The organism is Streptomyces sp. Root1310 (assembly GCF_001426425.1).
In the GTDB taxonomy this organism is placed as follows: domain Bacteria; phylum Actinomycetota; class Actinomycetes; order Streptomycetales; family Streptomycetaceae; genus Streptomyces.
Genome location: NZ_LMEQ01000008.1, coordinates 21988 through 43714 on the forward strand (window position 1 = coordinate 21988; position 21727 = coordinate 43714).

Genomic DNA, 21727 nt, shown 5'->3' on the forward strand with positions numbered 1-21727 from the left:
CTTGGAATCGCGGCATGGAAAGGTTACGGACCTGACCAGCACAGCCTGTTCCACCTTGTTTCCGGGAGTCCTCGTTGCCCACGCGTGTCCACCCCGCACAGCCTGGTGACCCGGCCCGGATAGGCCCTTACCGAATCATCGGACGACTCGGCTCGGGCGGCATGGGCACGGTCCACGCAGCCCTGGATCCCGATGGGCTGAGGGTCGCCGTCAAGCTCATCCATCCCGCGCAGGCCGACGACGACGAGTTCCGCGCCCGGTTCAGGCGGGAAGTCGAGGTGACCCGGCGGGTCGCCGGTCCCTGTCTGGTATCGCTGCTCGCGGCCGACACCGATGCTGCCGCCCCGTGGCTTGCCACCGAATACATCCCCGGCCCCACCCTCGGCCAGCACATCAGCGTCGACGGCCCGCTCTGCGGAGCCCGGCTGTACGCTCTCGCGGTCGGAACCGCGGCCGCACTGGCAGCCGTTCACGCGGCCGGTGTGGCCCACCGCGACGTCAAGCCGGCCAATGTCATCCTCGCCCCCTCCGGACCCCGGGTACTGGACTTCGGCATCGCCCACGCCCTGGACGGCACCTCGGTGACCCGCACCGGCGTCATGACCGGCACCACCGGCTGGATCAGCCCCGAGGCCTACCACACCGGGATCACGGGCCCCGCCGGCGACGTCTTCGCCTGGGGAGCCCTGATCGCCTACGCAGCCACCGGACGCCTGCCCTTCGGCACCGGAGCTCCCGACGCAGTCGCCTACCGCGTGATATCGGGCGAGCCCGATACCACAGGCATGCCTGACGACCTCCTGGCGCTCGTGACGTCCGCACTGGCAAAAACACCTGACGACCGCCCCTCCGCCGCGATACTCGCCGAGAAATGCACGGCGCTGCTCTCCACCCAGACAACCCAGGCTCTGCACCCGGCCACGGACATCCCCACCGCCGTGAACGACCTGGTGACAGCCCAGTGGGACATGCCCGCCCTGGACGACCCCGCCTGGCGGGCTCCCGCCCGACGACGCAAGGGCCGTGGCCGTACGATCGCCGTGGTCGTCGGAGCCGCAGCCCTGAGCGGAGCGCTGGTGGGCGCTCTTCTCATCCAGACAGGCAACAACCCCGGGACGAAGAGTTCCACGGCCAACCCTGCACTCCTCTCCAGCCCGACCACAGACGCGACGAACAACGCACAGAGCGCTGCCCGGAGCCACAGCCCCGCCAGTACGGCAACGGACGATCCGGACGAGGCGTCCCTCACCGCGTGGAAGGAATCTCGGCCGGCCAGAACCCCTGCCGAGAACGACGCCTTCGGGGCGATGGGGACGGGGGCCTGGCTGGATCCCGTCGCCTATCCCGACTTCAACCGTGCCATCACCTTCCACCAGCGAAAAGGAGATGTGTACGTCGCGACAAGCGGCCAGGAGCTGTCCCCGGTGGCGGTGCAAGAAGTCGCCTCGACGGTGTGCCTGGGCCTGCAGGACCTCGCCAAGTCCTACCCCGACTTCCCCTACGACGACTACATCGTCGTGGACACTGCCCGTGAGGAAGGCCCGAGCATCGTATGGGAGGACGACTTCCGCACCAACACCTCCTGCGACACATCGGTCCAGAACCGGCGCACTCCCGCCGCCGGACAGGACTCGGATTGGCAACCCACCAAGTCCGGCCTGAAGCAGGCGCACATCCCCAGCACGGACAAGGACGAGATCCGCGTCGCCGAACAGACGGTCGACAGCATCATCTCCGAGTGGCAGGGCAACTCCCGCATCATCAGCGATCCCAACTGGCTCGACAACGGCAACATGTCCATCGGCTTCGCCCGCGACGAGGCCGTGATGTACGTATGGGCCGACAAGCCCGCGTGGGATGAGGCGACACGAGACCGGTGGGCCGCCCTCGCAGCCGACAGGGCCTGCCAGGCGGTCCTCACGGAATCCCAAGCCCGCAAGGAATGGCGCTACGCGCAATACGCAGTCACCGTCGTCGATGATGCGGGATCCAGCAGGTTCCTGCGCTGGGGCTCTGCCGGTAGCTGCGCAGCGTAGCCCGCCCCCGCGGTCCGCAGCAGGAGCAGCGGGCCGGCTCCCGGACGGACGGCTGGAGGACCTCCCACAAGCGTCCATCCGACGTCGGGCTCGCGCAAAACAGTGTCAACGCTCGCCGCCGAAATTGGATTTGCCCGTCGGCCAGATCACCTGGATCACACGGTGAGCTCCTCTGGACCCAGGACATGTGGCCAGGCGTCAGCCCGTTTGACTCGTTTCCTGCGGACGGAGGTCTGTGTTCAGGCGGTGAGGTCTGGTAGGCGGTACTCGTACTTGCGGGGCCGGAGGTCTTCTTCGGCTGGCTCCCAGTCGGGGTAGTGCGAGACCGTGCCGCCGCTGGGGGTGTAGTGGTCGGTGGCGGTGTCGACCTTGATGTCGCTGACGACGTAGAGGTCGACGGTGTTGTCGTTGTCCCGGGTGTGCAGGACCTCGTTGATGGTGAGTTCGACGCTGGTTGCTGCGCCGGTCGTGCCCTTGACCTCGACGTGGCGTTCCTCGGTGCCGCGGGTGCAGCGCAGATCGTAGGGTTTCCCGAGGTTCTCGACCGACCATCCCTGTGCTTCGTAGTGGGTGGTGGCGAGTGTGCGTGCGCAGGGCGCGCCTCCTGCTCCCCTGGTGGACCCCCTTGCCGGGCCCTGCCGCTGCGTGGTCGGCATGGCCCGCCGCGGCTCCCCCCCCCGGTCAGGGATGGCGGAGCAGCATTGTTCGCGGCCAGCCAGGACACCGTTGGTTCAACGAACCAACGGTGACGGCCCAGATGCTGCGAGGGCGGCCTGCGCAGACGACAGTCACTGCACGACGGTGACAGGAAGGTGCCGGGGATCACCGGTGCATCCGTAGAATTGCAGGGTGTAGCCCCGACTCACCGTCACCTGCGTGGGGTTGACGTTGCCGGGGTACGGGGGCGCATCGGCCTCAGGCTCGTCGCCTGCAGGCCGCCAGCTGCCGCTCTCTCCGTCCCACTCGCCGCTGGGGACGGTGAGCAACGGCGACGTCGGAGCCTGGCAATTCGGACACCGGCGTTCATCCTCCTCGTCAGGCTCCCTGAATGTGAACGGGGCGGCCCAACCGCCGACCTTCCAGCCAGGCGCACCTGACAGATCACCCCGATAGCTGAGTCCTATCTCGTCCTCCCACCGGTAAAGGCGCCTCCACAGTTCCTCCTCCAGCTCGTCAGCAGAGGGATATTCGAGAACCTGTTCAGGATGCACCACGCACGGTGTGGGGATCAGGTCGTCATTACCGATGTACGCCGGCTCCGGCACGGCAACCAGGATGTCCGTCACATCGGCGGCTCGACGCCACCGCACCTGGACAGCTTCCGAGCATCCCTCGACCGCGTCGTCGAACGGACACCACAGCACCTGCAGCAGGTCAGCGTCTTGCGGGCACGTCATATCAGGAACATCTCGCGCGTACAGCTGCGCCACAGAAATCAGGGGATGTGAGCCAGTGGGAAGCAGTCGAGGGGCATGGCCGGTATGGATCCGCTCCACAACGGTCCTCTCCTCCTCGGTGAGCAGCACGTCTCCGGGCTTCTGGCGCCGCCACGCCTTCGTGAGTATCCGCCGCAGCGTGCGCACCTCTTCTGGCGTGTTGAGCCGACGGGCGTAGTGCTCCTGCGAGCACGTCGCCCACGCCTCATCAGCCGGCCAGAGCAGCGGACCGCCCACCGAACTGTCGTGAACGGTGGGAGAACCGGCTCGGGGGTGCAGCCGGGTAGCAGAACGGGACATCCCCACGAGCTCCGGAAAGGCCGAAGTAACATCAAACGGGCGTGGCGGTGTAGTGCGGGTCATGCTTCCCCTCCAGCGAACGGCAACCCGTATCAAAGCAGGGGGCACTGACAGTTCGGGGACCCATAAGGACCACGTTCTATGCGGTGAGGCGGATGAGCTGTTTGTAGCAGCAGACAGCTTTGGCGAGGCCGAGGAAGGTCAGGTAGTTGTGACGATGGCGTTCGTAGCTAGAGCGCGGGCGGCAGCCGCTGACCCGCAGGACGCGGATACAGTCCAGGCCCGGGATCATTGGGGCGCGCCGCGTCCACTGGCCCGGCATCTTCCTACGCGGCAGCCTGAAACGCCTCGAACCTGGCCGGAGCGCCGCTGGAACTTCTCCCGGTACAGCGCAAAGTCATCGGCGTGCCCCGCTGGATCCGGTGTCCGTGACGCTGACGGTTTGTGTCGCGGCCGGCTGGTGCGCTCGCTGTAAACGTGGTGCCGCATCAGTGCGGTACCGCACCGTGTGCGTGCGGGAGTTGCCGACGATGACGCGGACGAGAACGGCGGATGTGGAGGCCAGCGGCGGGGAGCGGCTCCTCCAGCACGGACCCGCCGCGGCCGTGTGGCACCCCGTGCGCGATCCCGAGCACCGGGTCGGCTGAATGGACTCACAGACGCCGTAGCCGGTGCGCAGCAGGCGACTGCGCACCCGTTCATGGTCTGCGCAACCCCGACCACGAGGGCCCGAACCCCGAGCGTGGAGACGCTGGTCCATCAATGGTGCTCGTTCTAGCGACCACCGCGAAGCATCATGAAGGGATGCGGATTCTCGAGGTGCTTCAGCGGGGTCGTTGGGCTTGGCCGACCAGTCCTCCTCCCACCGTTCCCCCTGCCGGACCGCCGTCGTTTCATTGCCCGCAGTGCAAGCGGACGGCACCCGACGGGCATACGGTCTGCGGCTCGTGCGGCTTCCGCTTGGTCGAGGAGGACAGGTGAAGCCCGCCGAAAGCCTCACTTGGTAATTGGCGGTGGCAGATGAGGACTGCGGCGATGCCGACGAAGCGACGGTGCAGTCGTCGGCACCCGGCGAGCCAGGACACTGAGCTCTTTCAGAGTGGCCACTGATCGAGTGACCCAGGCCGAGTCGGGATGAGGACCGCAACGCACAAGGCTCCCGCGCCGTTGAGGGAGGTGTTCGAAGTCTCAACCCATCGGCACAGGAGCCCTGTTGGTTCCCCATCCTGCCGCACTCGACCTGCCGCACGCTCTGGTCGAGTGGGTATCCATGCTCATCGTCACCCGTGAGGGTGACCGACGCTGCAAGCTGCCGCCTCACCAGCGTGCCCTCGTGGGCCTGGTCTATCTTCGCCGCCACGACACGCTCGCGCAGATCGCGGCCGGCTTCGGTATATCCGTCGGCACCGCCCACGCCTACGTCAAGGCCGTCGTCCAACACCTGTCCGGCCGGGCTCCCGGACTGCTGCGTGTCCTGCGCGAGACCGATCCCGACCATGTCCTGCTCGACGGAACCCTCGCCGAGTGCGACCGCGTCGGCGACAGCCGGGCCGACTTCTCACAGAAGCACCGCCGCCACGGCGTGAACGTGCAGGTCGTGACCGATCCCACCGGCAACCTGCTGTGGATCTCGCCGGCGCTGCCCGGCCGCACCCATGACCTGACCGCGGCCCGCACCCACCGCATCATCCGGATCTGCGAACGCCAGGGCGTTCCGATCCTCGCCGACCGCGGCTACATCGGCGCCGGCCCCTGGGTGACCACACCGATCAGACGGCTCCCGAACCGGGACCTCACCACGACCCAGCAGACGATCAACCGGGCGCTGTCAGCGGCACGGGCACCGGTCGAACGGAGCATCGCGAGGCTGAAGTCCTGGCGCATTTTCCGCCGGGCCCGCTGCAGCCCCAACCGCATGACCGCCATCGCCGCAGCCATCCTCACCCTGGAGCGTCAACGCTGAAAAGGCTCACTGTCCGCTCGACAACCCAGCCGTAACGGCCCAGCCGCTGTGAGGACTCGACGCAGCGCTCGGCAATCAAATGGCTCGGCCATGTCGATGAGAGCGACGACACCTGGGTGGCTCTCCTTGGAGTGGCCGGTTCGGGGCGGGTGTTGATCTGGGTCCTCTAGGGTGCCTGGCCGTGACAGTCTCCGGGGAGACCGGCAGCCTTCGACACCCGTGTGCGCGCCCTGCACGTAGCAGACGTAGACCTCGCGGTCGCCCGCTCCCCGCGGGAGGTGACCGTGCTCGCCGCACCCATGGCCGACCTGCTCCAGCACGCACCCGCCGCGGCTGTGCGGCGCCCCGTGCGCGATCCCGAACACCGAGTCGGCTGGATGGACCCACAGACGCCATAGGCGATGCGCATCAGGTGATTGCGCACCCGGTTTGGTCTGCGCAGTGCCCCCAACCACAGGCCCGACCAGCACAGGTCACAGCGTTGCGCAAACAAGTGCCCCTCCACCGCCCCGAGCCGCCGCATGGACACTGGCACCCGGCATCGGCGACGGCCGTCCAGGTCCACGCCGGCGGCTTCCACATGGCGCACGCGGCGCCGCTCGGTCGGCCGTGATGAAGCCCGCTGGCAGCGTCGACGTTGAAGTCGCCGGCGTCGGCGTCGGCGACCATCCGGCCGAAGAGGGCGACATCGACGGAGTGGCGGCTGTCCGCGATCTCCCTGGCCTTGTCCCTGTTCGCTTTCTGCTTGAGGAAGGCCGTGATGTCGGCGGCGCCGTCGACGGCGAGACGGGCCAGGCCCTCGAGCTGGCGGGCGGAGAGAAAGACCAGATACTTGGCCTCCGGCGCCGGGGTCTCGCCGGTCTCCTTGGCAGCGTCAGCCTTCCGCTTGGACACCTCGGTCTTCAGCCCCGTCGCCTTCACCGTCTCGTCGGCGAGCACGAGCGCCCTCTCTCCGCGCAGCGACTCATCGCGTGCGGCGATCCGCTCGGCGAGCACCTCCACGACGTTCTTCGTGGGCACGCCGAGCTCGCTCGGCTCCAGGAGGTGCTCATCGGCGAAGTAGGTGCGGGTCGCCCGCTTCCACGCCTGACTGGAAACCAGGGCCCGCGGCACTCCCCGTACACGGCCGTCTTCGGTGCGCCGGTGTCGTCGCGGTTGAGGTTGCTGGGGCGGAACGGTCTGCAGGGCGTGCACGTCCAGGAAGATGCGGGTCACGAGGCGTCCTTGTCGCTGTCCGGGATGCTGGGGGTGTCGTCGGGCGTGTTCGTGCCGGAGGTAGTTGCAGGACCGCGTCTTGCCCTCGCGGCGGCCCCATAACAGGGACGCCTCGCGCAGCCACGTCTGCGCGGGCCATGGTGGCTGTGCTCATCGCGTCTCCCGGCGCACGGCCCCTGCCTGAGCGGGTATCGGCGGGCGCCGATGCAGGGGCCGTGCACGGGATAGACGTGATGACCTGCGTGAGCGTTACACCGACGCGCCGCGAGCGAACCAGTGGGTCGGCGGCCGAGAACCCTCCGGCGGGGCGGGCTCGTCCGTACGCATCCCGTACGGCCACCGCCCATCGGGGAGCGGCGCGTCATCCCGCCTGTAGCGCACGCTGGGTGTAGGCGTGCGGGCCCTCGACCGACAGCGGCACGTACGCCAGCGGACCGGCCACCCAACCGCCCTTCTCCCCCACCAGCCACCCCAACGGGTCCCCCGGCTCCGGGTACGCCCCCGACGGGCCCTCCAGCATCAACTCCACGCCCTCGTACGGGCCGTCGAGGAACGTCACCGGGTAGCCCACCCGCTCGGCGCTCGCCCCGTTCTTCAATGCGCCCTGCCGCTGCTCCCACGCCTTGACCTCGGCCCCGGTCGGCGTCGGGGAGAAGCCCAGCACGTCCCGCAGGGCCGCCACCATGGTCAGCAGGTCGGCATTCGCCGCGTGCGGGAAGTCCCGCCGGTGCCGGTCGCGATGCAGAGAGCCGGCGGCCTTCTCGACGATGCTGAACAGGTGGCCGTCGAGGCCGTCCGCGTCCACCTCGAAGTTCCCGCGGGAGAGGGCGGCGGCCGCCGTCTCGATCATCTGGTCCGTTATCCCCCAGGTCGATGACGACCAGGGACATCCGTATGTTTGCTCAATCAACTGTCTTTGCGGGTGCGGAACATGACCGCCCATGGTTAGATGAAATGAGGAAATCTTGACAGCCATCATTTGACCTGGGCGCACAAGGCGAGGCGAGACATCGCATACTCGCCGGACGTCATGATGTTGAATTCCGCAGCACCCTCAGGGTGATTTCCATGAATATCTCGAAACGGTGTGCGGCAGCCCTAACCACAGCCGCTTTGTCAGGTGCCGCCACGCTCGGTGCGGTCAGCCCCACATTCGCGGCAGATCAGCCAGACCCGCACGAGACCACAAGCACGAACACAAATGGAGTCGCGACCGCTCCCGCACAACCTGGCGAGGAAGATCATCCAACTGCGCCCAGGGGGCAAGCTGAAGACCACGCCGCGGACGAGGGAGCAGGAACCCAGCAGGACCCGGGAGAGTTCCTTCCTGGCACCGTTTCAATCGGCGGCGTCCCTTCACGACCTGCACAACCTGCCCCGCCAGCGGTAGAAGGTTTTACCCACGACGACCTCCTGGCCTTCATAGCCAGTCTCTCAGAAACCTGCCTCAACAAGGCAGCCGTTGAGCTAAAACTCACCCCTGAAGGGGGAGTCACCGCCAGCCTCACCCCCGAGGACATTGCAGAGGGAATCATTGAGGCTGGAGCCTTCCGAGCGGCCGGCCTCATTCCGTCATGCATTGTGGCCATCGTCACTCAACTCACCAACGGAGTCTTTCCCCCTGAAGCTTTGCAGCGTGTCGCCGATCTGTGGGGAATCGATCTCCCTGACAACATCCTAATCCCCGGGCAGGTCGAGTAGGATCATTCCGCAAGACGACCGGTCCGCGTGCCCTAATCCCGGGGCTGACAGTCGGCACCGCTGACGAACCAACGCGCCGACTCGTACGTCGGGTTGAGGCGCATGCGGTCGAGCGGCTCGCCAGTCTGGCGAGTCATACGCTCGTCCCCTTCTCTGCGCGGGCGCGTTCCAGGGCCCACTCGGTGAGTGCGTCGGCATGGGCTTCGAGGAAGGCTTCGGCCCGCTCGCGCGCGTACGGGTTCTCGGCCGGCCTGCTCGTACACCTCGGCCAGGTGGTCGATGACGCCCTCCAGCGACTCGGCTCCGGCGGGGTAGACCCGGTCGAAGGCGTCGCGGAAGATGGCGGCCAGATGGGCGGGGAGCCGGTAGCCGTCGGTCTTGGACCAGGAGGAGCGGCCATCGAAGGTGGAGGAGAGCGGCAGCTCGGCGCCTTCGGGGAGCCAGCCCTCGCGGATGCCGCGGTTGACGGTCTTGGTGAGGACGGCCGACGGTCCGTACAGCGCCCTTTCGCCGTGGTGTTCACGGAACTTCTCGGCGTCGACCCGGCCGTTGCCGTCGGCGGCCGCGCACAGCAGCCGCCGGCCAGACTCGGAGATCTCCTGGATGAACTGCTCGGCACGTTCCGGCGTCCAGACCGGGTCGCAGACGACGACCGTGGTGTCGGGTTGCCGGATCGCGTTGAGGAGCGCCGCGGCGAGCGGGCTTTCGTCGTGAGTTTCCACCATCACTCGCACAGGGCCTCCCACAGAAAATGAGCCGAGAACCAGCTAAGAGGCCGTCCCGTTTCGCTTTCCAAGTAACGTGGTGGGTGCCTGTAACTGTCGCGGCAAGCGGGGTTACATGCCGCGCTCAGGCCCGTTCCAGGGTTCTGGCCGTTCGTCGGCGGTCATCGGGAAGCGGCACAGTTGCACCGGGCCGGGACAGAAGGCTGAGGTGTTGGGGCCGGCCATGTCTTGGCCGATGAGGTAGCGGTAGAGCCATTCGGCGAAGCTCATGTCGTACCGTGCCCAGCCACCTTCGCCGTCTTCGACCAGGATCCCGGAGAGCGTGCCGTCCGTGGCCATGAGGAACAGGGCCTCGCCTCGGTCGGTGCTGGCGATCGGCCACAGTCCGTTACAGGTACCGAAGCTCAATTCCGGGAGTCCGAACAACAGGCGAGGGTCCTCGTCCGGGTCAAGGTTGTCCCAGGGAATCTCGGACCAGGCACGGGCCGTCTCCCGTATCCAGTCGCCCAGATTCCAGCGAGCGGTCGCCGGGTGGCGCAAGGACAGGTGGCCGTTGAGCTGGATGGGAGCGTACGCGTCCACGAGGGTCTGGTAGTCGGTCGGCAGCCGGATGCCGAGTTCTGCGTGGAGGAGGTCCCAGGCGGTGGGGTCCGCGTAGCGGTTCTGGGCCGGGCCGAGCATCGCCATGACTGCGGGCAGGTATTCGGTCATGGCGCTCCTCGCTGGTGTGTCGTCCTTTGCGGCAGGATCATCCCAGCTCGGAGGTCTCACCGGTCAGGCTGTCAGCCTGCGATAGCAGATCAGAGCCGCGGCGATGCCGGCGAATGCCAGGAAGTGGTCTGCCTTGCGCTCGTAGCGGCGGTGCAGGCGGCGGCACCCCGACAGCCATGCCACGGTGCGCTCCACGGTCCAACGGTGCCGGCCAAGGTGTTGGGAGGATTCGATGCCTCGGCGCGCGATGCGCGGTGTGATGTTGCGGGAGCGGAGCCATGTGCGTATCCGGTCGAAGTCGTAGCCCTTGTCGCCGTGGAGCTTGGCCGGTCGACGGCGGCGCGGCCCACGACGGGATCGGATGGGTGGGATGCCCCGCACCAGGGACTCCAGCCCTTGGCTGTCGTGGGTGTTCGCAGCCGAGATGCCGATGGAGAGGGGCAGACCGGTCCGCTCGGTGATCAAGTGGATCTTTGATCCCTTCTTCCCGCGATCTACGGGATTCGGACCTGTCAGGTCCCCCCTTTGAGGGCCATCATGTTCACCGAGTCGATTGCACACCGCGACCAGTCAAGTCCGCCACGAGCGCCGAGCTCGTCCAAGACCAAGCGGTGCAGCTTGCCCCACACTCGAGCTCGGCTCCACTCGGTGAAACGGCGGTGCGCGGTCGACCCGGACGGCCCGAAGCCGGGCGGCAACTGCCGCCACGTGCAACCGGTCTTGGCCACGAACACGATGGCAGCCAACATCTGTCGGTCCCCGTATCGACGTCGCCCTCCGCCTTGTGGTCGCACCGGTGCTGCCGGAACCACCCGCTGGAACAACTCCCACAACGCGTCCGGCACCAGCCGCTCCACCATGGCCATCACAAGGGGTCAGTCTAGTTTTAGAGCCAGTTGAGACGACCTCTAAGACTCAGCCGAGGCCGTATGAGTATCAGGTGATTCAGGATCAGGCTCAGCTCAATTCGCAACCCCGAGGATTGAACTGGTCCTCAACTCCCTGTAACAAACGGCCCATGCGGCTCGTCCTCCCCTACGAGCAGGTCACTGCGACCTCCTCCTGTGCGTCCCCGAGTCGGCGCGCAGCCGGACGAGTGACAGATGACGGAGTCAGGGAGCTGTGAGCAGTGAAGCGCCCCGCACCGCGGACGAGTTCGAGTCGTTCTTCCTCACCGCGTACAACCCGACCGTCCGCCGGCTGCTGGCGCGTGAGACCCGCCTGGCGCAGGCGGACGCGGAGGACATCGTGGCCACCGCGTTCGCCGAGACACAGCGGAACTGGAGCGCAGTCCTGGACCCCCCGGCCTTCCTGTGGGATCGCGTCACCAAGCGGCACATCGACTTCGTCAGGAAACGGATGGCCACCCCGGAAATTCCATGCGCCCTTTCCGCGCCCGTCTTCGTACGCCCCGCACCGAAGGACGGGGAACCGGAACCCTGCATGGATGCCCGCCGGATCGAGGAATTGATCAGCAGGCTGTCGCCTGATGACCAACGCGTGATCATCATGGCTTCCTGGGGGGCAACATCCGCGGAACAGGCGAAGGAACTGGGCATCGAGGAAGGTGCGTTCAGGGTCCGCCTGCACCGGGCGAAAAGGCGCCTGCGGAAGCTGGTCGACCAGGAAGCGGAGGTGCGGTGATGAACTACGACGACGAACAGCGGCTGGCGGCAGACGGGGCGACCGAGGTGATGTACATGGGCAGCGGAAAGACGCAGAGTGCCAGTCTGGCGGCCTACTGGTACCTGATGCAGAAGCCGGTGGCGGGCGAGGAGGAGCCCGGAGGTGCGGTCGGCGAGCGCTTCACCCCCGTGCCCGTGGAGGAGTTGAAGCGGCGTCTGGCCGTGCTGCACGAAAGGGCCGTGGAGCCGTTGACCGAGGAGATCGAAGAGCTCTCGGACAGCGGCCGTTTCCTCGCCTCTGACGAGGAGACACAGGAAAGCGGGGAAGGCACCGAGGAGGCCGGGCCGTCTTCAAACTGGGCGGCACAACAGGCCGAACTCAGAAACGAAATCCGGAAAGAGATCTACACGCAGGGGGCGCCGAATCTTCCAATTGCGGCATGGAAACGCTATGCGGGCGACCATTACAGTGACTACTGGGAAGAAACACGACGCTCCTTCTCCACCGTCCTCCTGGTCGGCCGCGCGCTGGGCAGAGGCATGACACCGAAGAAGCGGCGGCATTCTCGGGAAATCATGCCTCTCTGGCTGAACTCCGAACACATGCTCATCGACCGGCGATTCGAATGGCCGCGGCTCCTCGAAAGTCTTGAGTGCCGGCGGCCGGCCAATTTCTGGGATGCCTGGGACACGGAACGGGAGAGGGCCGCTGCCGAACACAGGATGGAGGAACTCAGAACGTCCTCCTGCTCCTTGCAGAGCCTCGACTACGAACGGCTGCGGGAAGCGGTACGGACCTACCTCACGCTGCGCACCTCCGTCACGGTCGTCGTGGGTGCAGCACGGAACCCGGACGCGGCACTGACATCGCTGATCGCCGACGCCACGAGCTTCGGCACCGCCGAGACCGCCGACGGCACCTGGTCCCTGCTCGTGGCGGCGCCGCCCGTTGCCGCGGGGCTCTGTCACGAGGCGGGGCGGCCTCGGTTGGCCGTCATGGAACTTCCCGGCGCTCCACCGGGACCAAATGAATTGTGGTCGGACACAAATACCGACGGGAACTCGATTTTGAGGAGGCTAATTGACGCTCTGACAGCACTGTGAAATTAGACGCCTCATTATGTGGTGAACGTTTGACCGCGCCGGGCCGGGCGCGGCTTTCGGCATGCCTGGACGTCGCCAGCTCGCCCGGGCGGGGCGGCGCCGGGCCGCCTGCCGGCACCGTGAACGGGGTTGCGGATCTAAGCCGGCCCCGGTGCAGGATGCGCACCGGCTCAGGAACCGGCAGGCACTCGACTCGCTGGAAACGTTCCGAGGAGCCGGAAGCCGCTCGCGGGGCCGGACAGGTGCGCGGGCGACGAGTTCGCCGATACCTCAACGCCCTGGCCTCGCCGACAGGTCACCGACTCCCTTATCCGTCGCAGAACAGGGATTCAAGGCTTCACATGGGCAGGAAGTCGCAGCTCACAGGCCTCGAATACGCCCGGCTGGCAGGCGAGAGTGCCGCCGGTCCAGCAAGGTTGCGCGGCTAACCGCCACCCCCGTCAACCTGCCTGCCCCCCCCCCGGCCGCTCCCGACGCTGTCCCTGCCCGCGGCTCCACACACAGGGGGTGAAACACCAGCGACCACCGCACCCCGACCAGGAGCCGACAATGACCACCCCCACCCTCCCCGGCCACGTCCTCTCCGGCCTCGCCGCCGGCACCTCAGCCCTCGCCCACGCCCCGTGGTGGATCGTGCTCCCGCTCCTGCTCCCGACCGCCGCCGCAGCCATCACCACCCTCATCACCACCTGCACCAGCACCCGCACGGAAGCCATGCGACGGCGACGCGAAGACGCTTTCCTCGACAAGGCTGTCCAAGCCGGGGACTACACCGCGGGTCTGGACCACATCGCCCGTATCCGGCAGGCCGCCGCTCCCCCACCACCTGATCCGGCGTCGCAGACGCAGCAGCCGGCCGAACCGCCGACTCCCCCGCCATGACCAACTGGTGCGGGCCACGCGTGCTCTTCGTAGGCTGTTCCTGCTCGGGGCCTGTCGCGGAGGTCTCCCATGCCCCGAACCATCTGGTCCGGCGCCATCAGCTTCGGCCTGGTCACCGTCCCGATCCACGTCCAGTCTGCCACCGAGAACCACTCGATCCGCTTCCACCAGTACCACCTGGAGGACATGGGCCGGATCCGCACCCGCAAGATCTGCGAGCTCGAGGACCGCGAGGTGGCGAACACCGAGATCGGCAAGGGCTACGAGTACGCCAAGGACCAGATCGTCGCCATCAGCGACGACGAACTGCGCGACCTGCCCCTTCCCACAGCGAAAGCCATCGAGATCGACGCCTTCGTCGCCGCCGACGACATCGACCCGATCCGCATCGGCGAGGGCTACTACCTCTCCCCCGCCGGCCAGGTCGCGGCCAAACCCTACGAGCTGCTGCGCCAGGCACTGGCCCGCTCGTCGAAGGTGGCCATCGCCAAATACGCGTGGTCCGGGCGCGAGCGCCTCGGCATGCTCCGGGTCCGCGGCGGCGCCATCGACCTGCACGCCATGCACTGGCCCGACGAGATCCGCGACCCCACCGAACTCCTCCCCGAACCCGTCGACGTCTCCGAGGAGGAGATCAAGGGCGCGCTCGCCCTGATGGAGTCCATGTCCCGCGACGACCTCGAAGGCGACGACTTCAAGGACACCTACACCGAGGCCATGGAAAAGATCATCGAAGCCAAGCGGGAGGAGAAGCCGCTCCCCGAGGCGCCCGAGCCAGAGCAGCCGGGCCGGGTCCTCGACCTGATGGCCGCGCTCGAGGAATCCGTGTCCAAGGCGAAGGCCTCCCGCGGCGAGGACGCCGACGTCCACGAGCTACCGAAGAAGACGGCCGCGAAGAAGACCACGGCCAAGAAGGCGGCGGGGAAGAAGCAGCCGGCCAAGAAGGACGCCGCAGCGAAGAAGACGACCGGACACGCACGGCGGCCACGCAGCGCCTGACCCCTGCTCGGCCACCGCTCACCGCGCCCTACCACCCTCGCCGGTAGCCGGAGCATGATCTTGACATGAGCCACAGACCCGACGGCAAAGCCACGGTGCAGTACGAGCGGGACGGGACATGAGTCGTCGTGGCACACGGCGACTACGACACCAACACCATCGCCCCGCTCGAGGAAGCACTCGACACCGCCGCCCGCAGACACCCCCGCGTCGTGGTCGACGTCTCCGGCGTCTCCTTCGCCGACTCCACCTTCCTCAACCTCCTGCTGCGCATCCACCACATGACCTCGCTCCGTGGGGCAGGCCCACCCCGCCAACTACGACACCTCCTCGAGATCACCGGTACCGACAACATCCAAGACGCCCTCACCTAGCCAGCAGCCCGCACCCGCGCCAGGCCGACGCGTAGCCCCGCCGCCCGCAGGGACGCACCAGGGGGCACGGCTGCGCAGCACGGGCCCACGGACCCGCGCTGACCTCTCGCAGCGAAGGTTGAGTGATTCAAAGGCGGCTGAGTCTCGTGGCGGTCCGTGGTGCTCTAGCTGGCCCACACGAGCTTTTTGTGACCCACAGGGCGGCGGAAGAGGGCAGATCTGGGTACGGCTACTCAGGCTCCAAGCCGTCCGGTCCCGCAGACTCCCCGCATGGGGTGGACGCAGACCGAACTGCTCGTAGACGCCGCACTGGCCATCGCCGCCACCGTCGCCGTCGCGATCCTGTGGACGTTCACCCTGGCGTGCGCCGGGCGCGCGTTCATACGGGAACTCGGCCGAGCTCTGAATACGCACAGCGGACCGCCGGCAAGGTCGGACGAGGTGGCTCTTGTCTGCGCGCTGATGCTGGCCTCGCTGGCCAGCCCTGTTCTGCTGATATGGCTGGCCTGGACTCACCACTTGTGGCTCACGGTGGCCGCGCAACTGGCACTGCCGCTGTGCACGCTTGCCTGGCTCCGCCTTGCCCGAAAGCGCTAAGCAGTGAACAGGGACTCAATCTTCAGTGAGAACGCTCAATCTTCGCTGCACGAGGTCACGCGCACCCTCAGTCGAACCGGCAAGCCCGTACACCTAGAATCAAATATGTGTTCGATGATCTGCCCGAGGACCTGCCGCGTCTGGAGACCCTGCGGGTGTGGCACACGCTGTGGCTGACCCGCATCGACGCGAAGATCGCCGCCGTGCAGCAGCGGCAGGCGGAAATCGAGCGCGGCCGGCGCAGCCGTCCCGAGCCGCCGGACTGGACGGTCGAACTCGGCATCGGCGCCGGACGCCCGCCGATCCAGGTCCACGCCGGTGACTGTCATATGGCGGGCAAACGGCACCGGCCGGTCGACCGTGACGAAGCACGCCGCCTCCTCGCCGACGGCCTGCGGCCCTGCACCCACTGCCGCCCCGACACCCAGCTCGACATCCCCGGCTTACCCCGCGGCACCAAGACCCTCCGACACCGTCCCCTGCCGCAAGGACACCAGCGCCATGAGCACTCTCCCGCCCCCACCTCCCATCGCAGACCCCGACCCGTCCGCGTTCGTCTGCCTTGGAAGCCAGGTCGGCCCCTGCGCCGCATGCCAGCGCAAGACCTGGAAATACGGCCACGGCGGCAGCCCCGTCTGCCAGTGGTGCATGGAACCCGTCCTAGAACGCTGGGGACCGACCGCTCGATTCACCAGCACCCGCGCCTGACCGCTCAGCACGCCCGGCACCGCGTGCCGGACCGTCCCGGAGTACACCCGAACGCCACGGCCGTCCGGTGGAAGAGAACTCCGGTGACGTGGCACCTCCCCACCGCCCCAACCGCCGACCCCGACCTGCCGCCCGGCTGGGCAGCGGAGCCGAAATTATGGCGGGGGTTGGCAGTTGTCCGTTTGTCCGCACTGCCGCAAGCTGGAATGCAACGTCACCCCAGCGGTCTCGCGTAGACGGCTGTGCCGTTCCTGCCCTTGATGTATCGGTGGCGGATGCTGCCGCTACCCCGCAAAAGATGCCGCAGATCGACTCGCGTGGCTCGTCGGTCAGTCGGGTGTCTCGCCCGAGTCGGCGGGCTGGGTGACCGCCGCGGACCGCTCGGTGCCGTTGTCGGTCGCGGTCCAGCTGGCCAGCAGGTTCAGGGCATCCTGCTCGGCGGTGTAGGTGAGGAGGAAATGGCTGGGCCGTCGGGGAGGGGGAAGGTTTCGAAGGGCAGGTCGAGGTCGCCGACGACCGGGTGGTGGAGGAGCTTCAAAGGGAGCGGCTACGCGCTGTTGCCATTGGCTATTCCAACAGCTGTCCACCAGGCGATCACTCGGATGGCCATCGCTTCCGGTCGCGCGCCAAGAGGATCGAGACTGAAGTGCTCCTCCACCTCCTGCCGCAGGAATTTACCGATCTCCGTCTCGTTGGCACCGCCACGGAGCCGCTGGAGCAAGGGGGCGAGCATGCAGTCGTACTCGTCCTGCACGTCGTCGGCGACACCGATCGGGTCCCACTTATTGAGCAGATGCCGCAGATCGTTCTCGACAGACGGGCTCCAGGGCTGCATCGCCCCAGATTGCCACCTTGGAAATTCCCGCCGCACCCGCCCCCTTGATCCAAACGAGCGGCCCTATGACGTCTTCGAGTCGTCCTCGTCCTCGTGACCAGGCCTCGAAAGTCACGTCATCTGCTTCTGTTCGTGACAGCCGCTCTGGCGGGCGGGGAGCGGCTGTACGGCCAGCGCATGAGTGGCTTCGACCTCGCCATCGTGGATGAGGCGCACGGAACCGCCGGTGATCTTGGCAGGCCGTGGGCGGCGATCCACGACAACCAGCGGATCCCCTCCGACTTTCGGCTCTACCTGACCGTGACCCTGCGCATCCTCGCCGCGGCCCGCCCGCAGAAGGGCGCGGACGGCCAGGAGGCGGAGATCGCGACCATGGCGGACGACCCGGAGGGCGCGTACGGGGCGTGGCTCGCAGAGCTCGGTCTGAGCGAGGCGATCGAGCGCGAGATCCTCGCCGGGTTCGAGATCGACGTCCTGGAGATCCGCGACCCCTCCCCGTGATCGGGGAGTCGGAGGAGGCGCGCCGTGCGCTCCTGCAGACCGCAATCCGCTGCTTTCCCAGGACAGGCTCATGCTCTACTCGGCGTCGGGACGGAGCCTGTGGTGGCTGCCAGAGCGGCCGATGTCCAGGTCTAGGAACGACGTCAGCGGGGTTCCGCTGTTCCAGAAGCCGAGCAGGTTGATGTCGATCAGACACAGGCCGTGCCGGGCGGCGAAGGCGCGGGCAGGCTTGGTGAAGACACAGGAGGCAACGAAGACGGGAACGTCGGCACCGTGCTCGAGGCGCGCCGTGCCGTTGAACGTCTGGATGTCGCGGCTGCCGACGGTGCGATGCTTGGCGTAGCGCTTGCACTGGATGACGAACCAGCGCCCGTCCGGCAGGAGTCCCATCACGTCGGCACCGAGGTCGCCGGCGCCGCCGACCCGCTTCACGTCTGTGCAGCCATCCCGGCGGCACAGATGGGCGACGAACTCCTCGAATTGGCGATCATCCATCGTCCATACCGTTTCCAGTGAGCGGCGGGCCTGGCGGCCGGCTTCCTCCGCCAGCCGCGCCTTCTCCGCCTGTGCCTCGCGGCGACCGGCGCGCACCATGCGTGCCGCTGCTATCGCGATGACGATGGCAGCTAACCCGACAAGCAGAACCGTGCCCATGAACGCCCCCTCTGCTGAAGTGTCGTTCTGTTGCTCCCCCGCCGTCGGCATGTCCATCCCGCGCAGTCAGCACGGGGGCATCATGGGGCGGATCGCTGACCTGGTGAGGGTTCACCTACCTGCAGACCGTCCCGGTACGCTGACCCCCTTGCGGGGACTGTGTCTGAGGAGCATGGATTTCACCGTTCATCTTCAGCGCTCCACGGCCCCCAGGAATCGGCGATCGTGCCGTCCAGCTCCCAGCCGTATGCAAGGAGCCGGTCAGCCTCGTGCTCCTTGCCCTGAAGGCGTAGCAGGTCGGCTGCCAGGCGGATGGCGTGTTCGTCACCGGTGTCCGCTGACTTGCGTGCCCACTCCACTGCCTCGTCAAGTCGGCCGCGTTCTCGCATCAGGTAGGCGACGCGCTGCAGAGCGGTACGATCTCCGGCGTATGCACCGCGCTGGTACCACTCGATTGCTTCATCGTCGTGTCCTTGCTCGCGCAGGAGCCGGCCGACGCGCCATGCAGCGCCGGCGTCTCCCGCGTCGAAGGCAAGTGCATACCACTTGATCGCTTCATCGATGAACCCCTGCTTGATGAGGCTCGCCGCTCCGCGCCTGAATATCGGGGGCAGATCGACACCCAAGGTTCGCGCCAACGTCAGGGCTGCCTCGGTCTGTCCCTGGGCGAGTAGATTGTCGAGTTCTTCTGCGTGGGGGTTGCGAAGCGCGGACCTTGTGGACGTGCCGCTGAGAGAGGGCCCTGCTTCCGGCTGGGGGCCCATCCAGGCCTGGGGCCGCAGGTGCGGTGCATAGTGGACCATGGCCCACGCCCTCTGTTTGGCGAGGTCGGCCAGCCCCATGTCCGCGGCCCAGCGGAAAGAGTCCAGAGCCGGACCCCAGCGTTCCTGCTGCCACAGCAACTGGCCTGCCCGCAAGGCCGATTCTGCGTCTCCGGCATCGGCGGCCTTCTGATACCACGGCAGTGCTTCCTTCAGCCTGCCGGCCTTTCGGAGGACATCTCCGGCACGGCGCGCGCTCTCGCCGAGGCCGGACGCGGCGGCTTGGCTCTCGAGGTGGAAGGCGACGCGCAGCAGACCACACGATCGTGCGAACGGTGCGAGCGTGCGTCCGGACACTCTGTGCCGCAGTGCGCTCTCCCAGACCGAGGGCGGTATCCGCTGGGTCCGCCGGGTCTGTCTGCCCTGCTGCTCAAGGTAGTCGGCAAGTCGATAGAGGGGGCCTTCGGAGGAGGGCTCCCCTCTGCGGGGGCGCCGCCGTGTCAGCATGCCACGGGCTCCGCGGACGGGTCGGGTGGCGTAGGCGAAGGCTTCCTCAAGCCAGTTCTCCGCAAGGAGATCCCATTCCTGGTCGGAGAAGTAGCCTTCGCAGGCCTCGCCGAGGAACGAGTGGGGCAGGTCGAGCCCGTGCCCCGCTCGTCGGGCGTCCATGGCGGCCAGAACCACAGCCTTGGCGCCAGGTGGCGCTGCCTCGAACCGGGACAGCAGCTCCGGAGCGCCCGCCAAGTACTGGGTGATGTGGCCTTGTTCGGCCCGGTCGCGGGCGTACGCCAAGCGAGGATCCCTGCGGGCCTTCTTCGACAGGTCAAGCATCGCCGTCTCATCGAACGCCGCTGGCACGGTCAGTTCACGGCCGGTGAGGAGAGCCCGCGCCTGGGCGTGCGGGTCCGGGCCACCTGGCTTGGGCTCCACCATGAGGCTATTGCGGTATTCCGGCCAGATTGTTCCCAGCACCAGCACCGGGGCGCGGGCCTGATCTCGCAACAATGCCCTCAGCCCTGCGGCGACCTGCTCACCTACAGCCTGGTCCGCAGTGAACAGGTAATGGTGGGATTCGTTGAGCCACACCACGGTGCGCGATCCCACCTGGGGCAGGTCGGCCAATGCCGCACCCGGCCGCTCGGGATCTATGGGATGCCACAACCGCCAGTCTTCCGGCAGCAGTTGCACTGCCTCCCAACAAGCCCGTGTCTTGCCAGTAGAAGATCCGCCCACCAGCATCACGAGCTGGCTCTCGCCCTGGGCCGCCTTGTGCACCACTTCACCAAGCACCCAGTCATGAGGGCGCGCCACATAGGTAGGAAGATCCGGCACGCCGGGCAGGCGCTGGCTCTCCTCAACCTCAATCGCCCGGTGTACTTCCAGATCAATCGGATCCAGTCCGCCGATCGAGAGCCCGAGCGGACGCTCCAGCCGTGCATCCAGCCACAAGCTGGCAGCTCTCTGAGCTGCCGGTTCCGCTTCACCCCCCGCCATGCGTGTCAGCACAGCCACCAGCGAAACGACGTCACCCTGCCGCGCTGGCAGCACCGGCTGCTTGATGATCCGCTGAATCGTGTCTCGGGACGGCGCTGCCTTCACCATGTCGTCCTCGGCATCCGCATCCCCCAGAGCGGCCGCCATTTCATCCAGCGTCGGCGGACCGGCAGCCAGATAGGACTCGTACAGCAGATCCTTCAGATCCCGCAGCGGCCCCGCCGGAACCACAGGGCGCGGGATCACCCGCATCGATCCGCCCCGCTCCTTGTGCCCGTAGCGACTCATCCAGACATCATCCACTGAGGCACACCCTAATAGCCTCTGTTCAGGCCACCTCCCCCCGTAACGCATCTCTGTTGCATTGCAGAGCCGATCAGCCCGCCGCCGCCACAGTGATCCCAGCCCCTGTACGCATACCCCATCGATGTACTGGCAGGAGACCACCGTGCCCGGCAAGATCCTCACCCGCCGCGAACGCATCCAGCTTGCCTGTGCCGCGGCCACCCGGCCTGCTCTCTGGTGCAGCCCACGAACTCATGCACTGGCTGCTCAACCCTTCCGGCTGAGACCGCAAAGCCTCTGACAGCATGGCCTACTTGGCGTCCTGTTGCTGCGAGCACACGCGGCACAGCTGACCACACCGCCAGCGCACTGCTCTTCTTGCATACCGTCAGCCCGGCAGAGCGCATGTTCCCTGCGCAATCACCCTCCGTCACGACGGCCAGCGCACATCTCACACGCGACCGCGCCAACGGCCGCGTCTGTGGGCGGTGGGGTGAGACGCCAGGGAGCGGCGCTGTCGGTGTCGAGTCCGAGCGCCTGAGCTGTTCGGCCTGGTCGGTGAAGTCGAGTTCCTGAAGGCTGGTCATAGCCAGCTCGACGTCCCAGCGAACTCCAGTCTGGGCTGCACGGTGGCACCAGGTGTAGGCATCGCGCCAGAGGCCCGCGTCAGCCTGTTTGAACTCTTCTCTCGCCGCTCGCACTGCGGTCGCGGCTCATCGCACCCGGCATCTGCCTGCCGTGCAGCGGACGCCTCGTGAGCAGTGCCTCTCCCCCGGCCCGTGCAGGGCGTCATCGCAACCCGGAGTCGAGTTCCCGCAGCA

Annotated in this window: 20 protein-coding genes and 3 pseudogenes; 11 read left to right on the forward strand and 12 right to left on the reverse strand. The window is 67.2% G+C overall.

Annotated features, from left to right (window positions below; translation table 11 throughout):
* Window positions 1–74: 74 nt before the first annotated feature.
* On the forward strand, window positions 75–2036 hold the full coding sequence (locus ASD48_RS16350; protein WP_057602381.1) for a serine/threonine-protein kinase: 1962 nt from the start codon (window positions 75–77) through the stop codon (window positions 2034–2036).
* 239 nt (window positions 2037–2275) lie between these two features.
* Here the strand turns inward: ASD48_RS16350 and ASD48_RS16355 are convergent, their stop codons facing one another.
* The 3 genes and pseudogenes from ASD48_RS16355 to ASD48_RS45165 form a co-directional block, all read right to left on the reverse strand.
* Window positions 2276–2692: a DUF3883 domain-containing protein gene (locus ASD48_RS16355; RefSeq protein ID WP_057602382.1), complete on the reverse strand. Its 417-nt coding sequence runs from the start codon at window positions 2690–2692 to the stop codon at window positions 2276–2278.
* Window positions 2693–2824: 132 nt separating this feature from the next.
* Window positions 2825–3709 (reverse strand): hypothetical protein, encoded by an 885-nt coding sequence (locus tag ASD48_RS16360; RefSeq protein WP_057602383.1) that lies wholly within the window; start codon window positions 3707–3709, stop codon window positions 2825–2827.
* Window positions 3710–3911: 202 nt separating this feature from the next.
* Window positions 3912–4028, reverse strand: a pseudogene (locus tag ASD48_RS45165) (IS5/IS1182 family transposase); the annotation flags it as partial.
* A gap of 957 nt (window positions 4029–4985) precedes the next feature.
* Here ASD48_RS45165 and ASD48_RS16365 point away from each other — a divergent pair.
* A complete protein-coding gene (locus ASD48_RS16365; RefSeq protein ID WP_057602384.1) occupies window positions 4986–5735 on the forward strand; it encodes an IS5/IS1182 family transposase in 750 nt (249 codons plus the stop codon).
* Window positions 5736–6344: 609 nt separating this feature from the next.
* On the opposite strand, the pseudogene ASD48_RS16370 reads toward ASD48_RS16365, so the two are convergent.
* Both ASD48_RS16370 and ASD48_RS16375 read right to left on the reverse strand, forming a co-directional pair.
* Window positions 6345–6950, reverse strand: a pseudogene (locus tag ASD48_RS16370) (type I-E CRISPR-associated protein Cas7/Cse4/CasC); the annotation flags it as partial.
* Window positions 6951–7311: 361 nt separating this feature from the next.
* Window positions 7312–7800 (reverse strand): hypothetical protein, encoded by a 489-nt coding sequence (locus ASD48_RS16375; protein WP_057602385.1) that lies wholly within the window; start codon window positions 7798–7800, stop codon window positions 7312–7314.
* 218 nt (window positions 7801–8018) lie between these two features.
* Between ASD48_RS16375 and ASD48_RS44195 the strand changes: the two genes are divergently transcribed.
* A complete protein-coding gene (locus ASD48_RS44195) occupies window positions 8019–8651 on the forward strand; it encodes a hypothetical protein (RefSeq protein ID WP_157880630.1) in 633 nt (210 codons plus the stop codon).
* Between the two features lie 32 nt (window positions 8652–8683).
* Here the strand turns inward: ASD48_RS44195 and ASD48_RS16385 are convergent, their stop codons facing one another.
* From ASD48_RS16385 to ASD48_RS43310, 3 genes are all read right to left on the reverse strand, one after another.
* The gene (locus tag ASD48_RS16385; protein ID WP_057602387.1) at window positions 8684–9376 is read right to left on the reverse strand and encodes a hypothetical protein; all 693 of its coding nucleotides are present in this window, start codon (window positions 9374–9376) and stop codon (window positions 8684–8686) included.
* A gap of 111 nt (window positions 9377–9487) precedes the next feature.
* Complete coding sequence (locus ASD48_RS16390) at window positions 9488–10087, reverse strand: hypothetical protein (protein ID WP_057602388.1); 600 nt, start codon at window positions 10085–10087, stop codon at window positions 9488–9490.
* Between the two features lie 63 nt (window positions 10088–10150).
* Window positions 10151–10947 (reverse strand): IS5 family transposase gene (locus tag ASD48_RS43310; RefSeq protein ID WP_199875826.1). Its coding sequence is split into 2 segments (ribosomal slippage): window positions 10151–10614 and window positions 10614–10947, totalling 798 coding nucleotides; the frame shifts between segments, so codons are not numbered across the junction.
* Between the two features lie 262 nt (window positions 10948–11209).
* Here ASD48_RS43310 and ASD48_RS16405 point away from each other — a divergent pair.
* The 6 genes from ASD48_RS16405 to ASD48_RS16430 all read left to right on the forward strand — a co-directional run bounded on the left by ASD48_RS16405 (window position 11210) and on the right by ASD48_RS16430 (window position 15668).
* Window positions 11210–11731, forward strand: coding sequence for a sigma-70 family RNA polymerase sigma factor (locus ASD48_RS16405; protein WP_057602390.1), 522 nt, complete (start codon window positions 11210–11212; stop codon window positions 11729–11731).
* Window positions 11731–12816: a hypothetical protein gene (locus ASD48_RS16410; RefSeq protein WP_157880631.1), complete on the forward strand. Its 1086-nt coding sequence runs from the start codon at window positions 11731–11733 to the stop codon at window positions 12814–12816. The genes ASD48_RS16405 and ASD48_RS16410 overlap by 1 nt, the downstream gene beginning before the upstream one ends.
* A 549-nt stretch (window positions 12817–13365) precedes the next feature.
* Window positions 13366–13698, forward strand: a complete 333-nt coding sequence (locus ASD48_RS16415; RefSeq protein ID WP_057602392.1) for a hypothetical protein — start codon at window positions 13366–13368, stop codon at window positions 13696–13698.
* A gap of 69 nt (window positions 13699–13767) precedes the next feature.
* The gene (locus ASD48_RS16420) at window positions 13768–14697 is read left to right on the forward strand and encodes a Ku protein (RefSeq protein ID WP_057602393.1); all 930 of its coding nucleotides are present in this window, start codon (window positions 13768–13770) and stop codon (window positions 14695–14697) included.
* Between the two features lie 128 nt (window positions 14698–14825).
* Window positions 14826–15071, forward strand: coding sequence for an STAS domain-containing protein (locus ASD48_RS16425; RefSeq protein ID WP_242432610.1), 246 nt, complete (start codon window positions 14826–14828; stop codon window positions 15069–15071).
* 270 nt (window positions 15072–15341) lie between these two features.
* Window positions 15342–15668 (forward strand): hypothetical protein, encoded by a 327-nt coding sequence (locus tag ASD48_RS16430; protein ID WP_057602394.1) that lies wholly within the window; start codon window positions 15342–15344, stop codon window positions 15666–15668.
* Between the two features lie 35 nt (window positions 15669–15703).
* On the opposite strand, the gene ASD48_RS44200 is transcribed toward ASD48_RS16430, so the two are convergent.
* Window positions 15704–16078, reverse strand: coding sequence for a hypothetical protein (locus ASD48_RS44200; protein ID WP_057602395.1), 375 nt, complete (start codon window positions 16076–16078; stop codon window positions 15704–15706).
* Here ASD48_RS44200 and ASD48_RS45170 point away from each other — a divergent pair.
* Window positions 15971–16612: a DUF6233 domain-containing protein gene (locus ASD48_RS45170; RefSeq protein WP_242432617.1), complete on the forward strand. Its 642-nt coding sequence runs from the start codon at window positions 15971–15973 to the stop codon at window positions 16610–16612. The two genes, ASD48_RS44200 and ASD48_RS45170, sit on opposite strands and share 108 nt — an antisense overlap.
* A gap of 311 nt (window positions 16613–16923) precedes the next feature.
* Here the strand turns inward: ASD48_RS45170 and ASD48_RS16445 are convergent, their stop codons facing one another.
* Complete coding sequence (locus ASD48_RS16445; RefSeq protein ID WP_057602397.1) at window positions 16924–17211, reverse strand: hypothetical protein; 288 nt, start codon at window positions 17209–17211, stop codon at window positions 16924–16926.
* 138 nt (window positions 17212–17349) lie between these two features.
* Between ASD48_RS16445 and ASD48_RS16450 the strand changes: the two are divergent.
* Window positions 17350–17759: pseudogene (locus tag ASD48_RS16450) on the forward strand (helicase); the annotation flags it as partial.
* 28 nt (window positions 17760–17787) lie between these two features.
* Here the strand turns inward: ASD48_RS16450 and ASD48_RS16455 are convergent.
* Both ASD48_RS16455 and ASD48_RS16460 read right to left on the reverse strand, forming a co-directional pair.
* The gene (locus tag ASD48_RS16455; RefSeq protein ID WP_057602435.1) at window positions 17788–18366 is read right to left on the reverse strand and encodes a restriction endonuclease; all 579 of its coding nucleotides are present in this window, start codon (window positions 18364–18366) and stop codon (window positions 17788–17790) included.
* A 179-nt stretch (window positions 18367–18545) separates the two neighbouring features.
* Window positions 18546–20909 carry a tetratricopeptide repeat protein gene (locus ASD48_RS16460; protein WP_157880632.1) on the reverse strand — a complete coding sequence of 788 codons (2364 nt, stop codon included), beginning with the start codon at window positions 20907–20909 and terminating at the stop codon, window positions 18546–18548.
* Window positions 20910–21727: the final 818 nt, after the last annotated feature.

Bases quoted from the DNA above. Each gene is read 5' to 3' on its own strand.
- ASD48_RS16355 (WP_057602382.1), bottom strand. From the start codon at position 2,692: ATGCCGACCACGCAGCGGCAGGGCCCGGCAAGGGGGTCCACCAGGGGA.
- ASD48_RS16375 (WP_057602385.1), bottom strand. From the start codon at position 7,800: ATGATCGAGACGGCGGCCGCCGCCCTCTCCCGCGGGAACTTCGAGGTG.
- ASD48_RS44195 (WP_157880630.1), top strand. From the start codon at position 8,019: ATGAATATCTCGAAACGGTGTGCGGCAGCCCTAACCACAGCCGCTTTG.
- ASD48_RS16385 (WP_057602387.1), bottom strand. From the start codon at position 9,376: ATGGTGGAAACTCACGACGAAAGCCCGCTCGCCGCGGCGCTCCTCAAC.
- ASD48_RS16390 (WP_057602388.1), bottom strand. From the start codon at position 10,087: ATGACCGAATACCTGCCCGCAGTCATGGCGATGCTCGGCCCGGCCCAG.
- ASD48_RS16410 (WP_157880631.1), top strand. From the start codon at position 11,731: ATGAACTACGACGACGAACAGCGGCTGGCGGCAGACGGGGCGACCGAG.
- ASD48_RS16415 (WP_057602392.1), top strand. From the start codon at position 13,366: ATGACCACCCCCACCCTCCCCGGCCACGTCCTCTCCGGCCTCGCCGCC.
- ASD48_RS16420 (WP_057602393.1), top strand. From the start codon at position 13,768: ATGCCCCGAACCATCTGGTCCGGCGCCATCAGCTTCGGCCTGGTCACC.
- ASD48_RS16430 (WP_057602394.1), top strand. From the start codon at position 15,342: ATGGGGTGGACGCAGACCGAACTGCTCGTAGACGCCGCACTGGCCATC.
- ASD48_RS16445 (WP_057602397.1), bottom strand. From the start codon at position 17,211: ATGCAGCCCTGGAGCCCGTCTGTCGAGAACGATCTGCGGCATCTGCTC.
- ASD48_RS16455 (WP_057602435.1), bottom strand. From the start codon at position 18,366: ATGGGCACGGTTCTGCTTGTCGGGTTAGCTGCCATCGTCATCGCGATA.
- ASD48_RS16460 (WP_157880632.1), bottom strand. From the start codon at position 20,909: ATGAGTCGCTACGGGCACAAGGAGCGGGGCGGATCGATGCGGGTGATC.